The 6,030-nt window shown below is 44.8% G+C and carries 3 protein-coding genes; all 3 read left to right on the top strand.

Annotated elements, in window-relative coordinates; all coding sequences use genetic code 11:
* Nucleotides 1-136 precede the first annotated feature (136 nt).
* The 3 genes from EHQ17_RS19820 (at nucleotide 137) to EHQ17_RS12570 (ending at nucleotide 5,926) form a co-directional block, all read left to right on the top strand.
* Nucleotides 137-3,574, top strand: coding sequence for a hypothetical protein (locus tag EHQ17_RS19820; RefSeq protein ID WP_210414546.1), 3,438 nt, complete (start codon nucleotides 137-139; stop codon nucleotides 3,572-3,574).
* Nucleotides 3,575-3,587: 13 nt separating this feature from the next.
* Nucleotides 3,588-4,280 (top strand): leucine-rich repeat domain-containing protein, encoded by a 693-nt coding sequence (locus tag EHQ17_RS12575; RefSeq protein WP_210412888.1) that lies wholly within the window; start codon nucleotides 3,588-3,590, stop codon nucleotides 4,278-4,280.
* 164 nt (nucleotides 4,281-4,444) lie between these two features.
* On the top strand, nucleotides 4,445-5,926 hold the full coding sequence (locus EHQ17_RS12570; protein WP_135594115.1) for a hypothetical protein: 1,482 nt from the start codon (nucleotides 4,445-4,447) through the stop codon (nucleotides 5,924-5,926).
* Nucleotides 5,927-6,030 lie beyond the last annotated feature (104 nt).

Below are 6,030 nucleotides of genomic sequence, written 5' to 3'. Positions count from 1 at the left end.
GTTATTGGCATTAGAGAAATGTAATGTTTCAAAAGCAGAACACAATAACTTGACCGGAGCTGCGAGCGCGGTCCGCAGGACGCGGCCGAAAAAGATCACAAACACGACGGGGGCCCCGGACGAGGTGGCGCGTAACGTGGAAACGGATATTTATCAAAAGGTGATCCACGACTATTTGGGCGAGAACGGAGTTGTGACGCAACTTTTTGGAATGGAGTTGAAACAGCGTGCTGACAAACAAGCGCAGCAGTGGGATTTGAAAGAAAAAGAATTCTACGACCTCAAAGCTGATTGGATCCAGAATGTTTCGTATTTGAAAGAAGTGGGAACGAAACGCTGGGAGAATATGGCGCAGGAGTTTGGCGCGAAGTGGAAGGACTGGAGAGCGGACTTCAAGGCGGAACACGAAGCGAACCAGGCGTTGTTTTTGAACAAGATCGAACAAGCGGTGCAGAAGAAGGAAACGTGGACACAGAACTTTCTTTTACAAAGCCAGAACAACGCGGAAGAACAGAGTTTGCGAGAGATGTATGATTCGATTGCGGGAGTTGTGCAGAGTATGCAGGAGAACTTACCGCAGGGAGTTTCACTTAGCATCAACGTGAACGATATTCTTGCAAGCGTTCTTGCGAAGAAGCCTGGAAGTTTGTCTGCGAGTTTGATGGACCGAGCTTCGAGCATCGATACCAACTTCTTTTTAAACGAGGTGAAGAAATACAACTTCAACGACAAGGGAGTGAAGGATCAGTTCAAGAGTTTGATGGAGAAGACGAATGTTCTGAGTCAGAACATGGTGATCTTGCAGGCTTTGGAGAGTTTGCGGAATATGCCGGAGAGTTTTGTTCTTGCTGTGAAAAAACAAAACGAAGCCACGCAGAAGAGTTTGGACTCAACGATGGCGTTTGGCGGTTTTGCGAGGATGGGTGCGATGTATTTGCGCGTGATCAAGAACGCTGCGGGTGGCACGGAACAGCAGGTATTACCGGTTTACAACGACTTTGTATATACCCCTCCTACTGAGTTTCCTCTTGTGAAAGACTCCAACGGCAACGAATGGGACCTGAGTAAAACCGAATCGTTGTTAGACGGGAAGAGCAATGCTCCGAGTCCGAGCGACATCGGTGTGATGGTTCGTTTGGCAAAGAACAAAATGTTAAACGACTTCAAGAAGACGTTGGACAACGACGCTCCTCACAACTACGAATTGGAATCGGGTTTGATCGATCCTGAGGAAGCGATCGGAGCGTTTAACGATTTTACCGGCTCGGTGATGGAAGGTGACAGCGTAGCTTGTATGAACAAATCGTATGAGGAATGTTCGCAAGCTGCACTGGGATCGATGACGTTAGTGGGCGAAGTTCCCGGAGGAGCGTATGGTCTTTGGCAGTTTGGTCAATTCTACCCGATTTTGAAAACGAAGAAGGAGATGGACAAACGCAAAGCGATGATGGACGCATCTCGCAGCCGTAGAAAGACTGGGATGGGAAGACTTTACGGACAGTTGGGAGCGTTCGGAACCGGCATTGGTCAGATGCTCGAATCGGGAAGCAAAGCCGCCCTTAAATTTTACACAGCTAACATGCGTTTGCTGTCAGGGGACGTAAACGGAGCGAAAAAAGACGCGAAGGATATGAGCAAAGAAGGCGAGAAAGTGTTGCAAGGGGCTTTGTATGCGGTGAGCGGATTTGTTGACTTTCTCGGGACGGTAGTTGAGATCATGACGGACGTGGTGTTAAACGGGTTGAGCTTTAACCTTTTGAACAACGACAATACTGGCTTGGAAGGGAAGTATGCGGAGTTCAACTACGAGTTAGAGAAATACCGCGGCAGCAACGCGTATCAACGTGATTTGAATCGTAAGGGTAAGATGAATCAATCGTTTCTTCAGGAGAACGAGAAGAATATCTCGACTGCGATGACTCTTGGCGGCGAAGGCGGTCTTTATGACGGACTGAAAGGAGCGTATGAAGGTGGAGGTCGTGGTTTGCTTGCCAAGGGAGCGGAAGCTGGAGCGAATTCGTTTTTAGCGCAAGCGAGCGGTGGCACGGTATCGATCAACTTGGGCTACAACTACAACACGGGATATTCAGCGGGTATTAACGTAGGCCCGAAGATGGGAGAGATCGGAGTAGCTGTGACAGTGGGTTACACAGAGAAGACAGGAATGAACGTAGGAGCGGGGATCCGCGGTCCTGGGGGCTTTAACGTGATGTATATGGAAGGACATACGTTAGACTCTCATGGTAGGGTGATTGAGACGCACGGTTGGAATGTGGGTTTTGGTGGAGTGAACATCAACCACGACAGTTACTCCGGATATGGAATGAGTATTACTGCTTCTGGCAGTTTTGCCGAGGGTGGTTTTGCGGGCGCGTTGTCGCTGACGTTCGGCTACAACGAACGGAACGGTTTTTCAACGAGTGCGGACGTGGACTTGGAGATGATCCAAGGAACGAGGACTTGGAACCAAAGTAAATACGACGAGATCCGTAACAGACAGAGTTCTTCTTCTCCTTTTGGTAACAGTCCTTGGGACGTTGTGAACAATCACTTTCAGAATGTGTTCAACGGCTTTGCCGAAGCGTGGAAAGGCAACAAGTTTACGAATCCGTTGAGTGGTTTGTTTGGTGGTAACAAGAACTCTAACAATGCTATACCGGAAAACGACTTGGATGCCGAATATGCTGATATGGAAGAGCAGATGTTTAGCATGATGGACGGAGCGACGATTGCAGATGCAAATGGAATGCCGTCTTCGCCTCCAAGTAAAGCAACATTGGCGAAAATCGCAAGATTTAAAGAAGAACTGGATGCTTACGATGTATTCAAATCCGGTAATATGTCCAAATCTGAATTTGAAGCAAAACTTTATGAGGCACGCAAGAAGTATTACATCCAGACGCAAGGTGAGAGAAGTAAGATAACTGTTGGAAAAAATGGTCAGAACGAAAGTTATACTGATATTTCGTCTGAAAACTTAGAAGAATTGCTTCGTTATGAAGCAAGAGAAAAGGCTGTTGGGCGCTTAATTTTAAGTCCTGATGGAAAAACAGTTTATTTTAGAACTGCATACAGTGGTTTGAACTCAGAATCAGTTTCCATGAACCCAGTGAAAATTTCTGAAAAACCTTGGACAAAGGTCGATCCGCATACAAATCCGAAATATCCTGGCTGGGTTGATTTACACGCTCCAATTGATAGCGGCACATCTATTTTTAAAGCAGACGACAATAAATTTCAGATTACAGGATTAACGGTTGGAAGTGAGGGTGGAAATATGTTACAATTTAAATATACTTTAAATGGTAATGTAGTTGAAGGCTATTTTGGGCATTTGCAGAATAAATTTCCAAGTTATGTGATAGATGAATTGAAAAAAGGTAATAAACCAGTTTTCGATACTGGCACAGTTGTAGGCTGGGTTGGAGCGACTGGGCAGCGTGGCGTTGCTAACTTAGATACGAATGTAGGGGTGATGCGCTGGTATAACCCGGCACAACATACGCACGTTGGATTTTCGAAACCGAACAAAACGGATTGGAGAGATTGGGGACTACCTGGATTGGGATATTGAAAGGAGGATTTAAATGAAGAAAATATATGTTTCACTTTTTATGTTCTTATTTTTCTTTGGATGCGATTTTGGAACAACTTCTCAGCCAAAAGACTCAATTGATGAAGCGTTGGAATATTTTAGATCATTAAGAGACAATGATTCTTGGAGGAATCTATTTGTTCGAGATCAAATTGATAAACTTGAAGTTTTGGGATTCGAAGGAACTAAAATATCAAATGATAAACTTCATCATTTATTAATTTTTCCAAAATTAAATCATCTGATACTGAGCGAAACCAAGATTACTGAAGAGGGATTGGAATCCCTTAAAACAAGTAATATTAATCACCTGCAAATAGATTTAACGCCTAACTCAAACGTAGTAATTAAAACTCTTATGAAATGGAAGCAGTTGGATGATTTGAACATCGCCTATACAAAGGTAGATGACCGAGCCATTGATGATATTCTCAAAATTAAAACTCTTCGAGATATAACGGTTCCAGGAACTAATATCACTGAAAAAGGAAAGGAGCGTCTTCGGAAGCATGGCATTTATATTGAAGAAGAGCGATATGGGTTAAACAATGAACAAAAACTTTTATTACGTAGCTATGGTTATATCTGTTTTAAAGACGATTTCGATTGTTGGCCTCCTGAAAAAATTACACCGGCAATATTAAAGCGTGATAAAGTCATGGAGGACAGCGATTTTAAAGATTAGTTTTCGCTCTGAAACAAAAAAATGAATACCTTTGAACTGCAGGATTATTCCGCGAGCGATCAAGGCGTGGTCAAGTTATTGGCATTAGAGAAATGTAATGTTTCAAAAGCAGAATACAATAACTTGACCGGAGCTGCGAGCGCGGTCCGGCGCAACTCAGTGCGATGCCTCTCTACGGATCGTCACCGCAGGACGCGGCCGGCCAAGAAGGCGAGAAAGTGTTGCAAGGGGCTTTGTATGCGGTGAGCGGATTTGTTGACTTTCTCGGGACGGTAGTTGAGATCATGACGGACGTGGTGTTAAACGGGTTGAGCTTTAACCTTTTGAACAACGACAATACTGGCTTGGAAGGGAAGTATGCGGAGTTCAACTACGAGTTAGAGAAATACCGCGGCAGCAACGCGTATCAACGTGATTTGAATCGTAAGGGTAAGATGAATCAATCGTTTCTTCAGGAGAACGAGAAGAATATCTCGACAGCGATGACGTTTTTTAATCAAGGAGCGACGTATGAACACCTGAAAGGTACGTATGAAGGTGGAGGTCGTGGTTTGCTTGCGGAGACAGCAGAAGCCGGGATCAACATGTTCTTGCAGAAGGCGAGCGGTGGCACGGTATCGATCAACTTGGGCTACAACTACAACACGGGATATTCAGCTGGTATTAACGTAGGCCCGAAGATGGGAGAGATCGGAGTAGCAGCTACAGTCGGTTACACAGAGAAGACAGGAATGAACGTAGGAGTAGGGATCCGTGGTCCTGGAATGAGTTTGATGTATATGGAAGGACATACGTTAGACTCTCATGGTAGGGTGATTGAGACACACGGTTGGAACGCGAATGTTGGCGGAGTAGGTATTTCGTATGACAGTTACTCCGGATATGGAGTGAGCGTAACAGCTTCTCAAGGTTTTGCGTTGGGTGGTTTTGCGGGTGCGTTGTCGATGACATTAGGTTACAACGAACGGAACGGTTTTTCAACGAGCATGGACGTGGACTTGGAGATGATGCAGGGGACGAATACTTGGAACCAAGGTAAATACGACGAGATCCGTAACAGACAGAGTTCTTCTTCTCCTTTTGGTAACAGTCCTTGGGACGTTGTGAACAATCACTTTCAGAATGTGTTTCAGGGTTTTGGGACAGCGGTGCGGAACGGTTCCTTTACGAATCCATTTGCGGAGATTGTGAATGGAGTTGGTAATCTGTTTGGCGGTGGGGATGCGAATTCTCAAATTTTAAACTTAAAATCAGAATATAATAAAATTCTTGGAGAGATAGAATTAGCGGATGCGAGCGGTTCCGGTTCTTCCGGTAATGCGAAGTTGAAAGCACTCTCGGATCAGATTGCGAAATTAGAAGCGCTTAAAAATGGAACGTATTTTGGCGCGAGTGGAGTGTTGCCTAAGGGCTGGGATCCTCAAAATGGGAAATTAGGTTGGGAGAACGCAAGCCAAGGAGATTTGGAAATATATCTTCAAAAGATAGGTAATACAGAGAATCGAATAGAAGTTCAGAATACAAAAGATGGTAAGGGTTGGTATGTGAATGGCACTCGTGTTAATGTCCTAGTCCAAAAACCGTCGTTTGTTAAGTATTTCTGTGGTGCACAGCTAACAAGTGTTAAGCGGGAATGTCATTTTTGACCTCGGAATGGAAGTAAACATGATGCAAGCCCCCAAGAACTTGTCGTTTGATAATCTTGGAGGTAGGAGAAGGGAAGGTAACGACTCTCCCACAGGGTGAATCT

Origin of the sequence: Leptospira gomenensis (assembly GCF_004770155.1) — a bacterium.
Taxonomy (GTDB): Bacteria; Spirochaetota; Leptospiria; order Leptospirales; family Leptospiraceae; genus Leptospira; species Leptospira gomenensis.
This window is presented reverse-complemented; position numbering and strand designations above follow the sequence as displayed.

Excerpts from the sequence above, each read along its gene's own strand:
- EHQ17_RS12570 (WP_135594115.1), top strand. The coding sequence starts at position 4,445 with ATGCCTCTCTACGGATCGTCACCGCAGGACGCGGCCGGCCAAGAAGGC.
- EHQ17_RS12575 (WP_210412888.1), top strand. The coding sequence starts at position 3,588 with ATGAAGAAAATATATGTTTCACTTTTTATGTTCTTATTTTTCTTTGGA.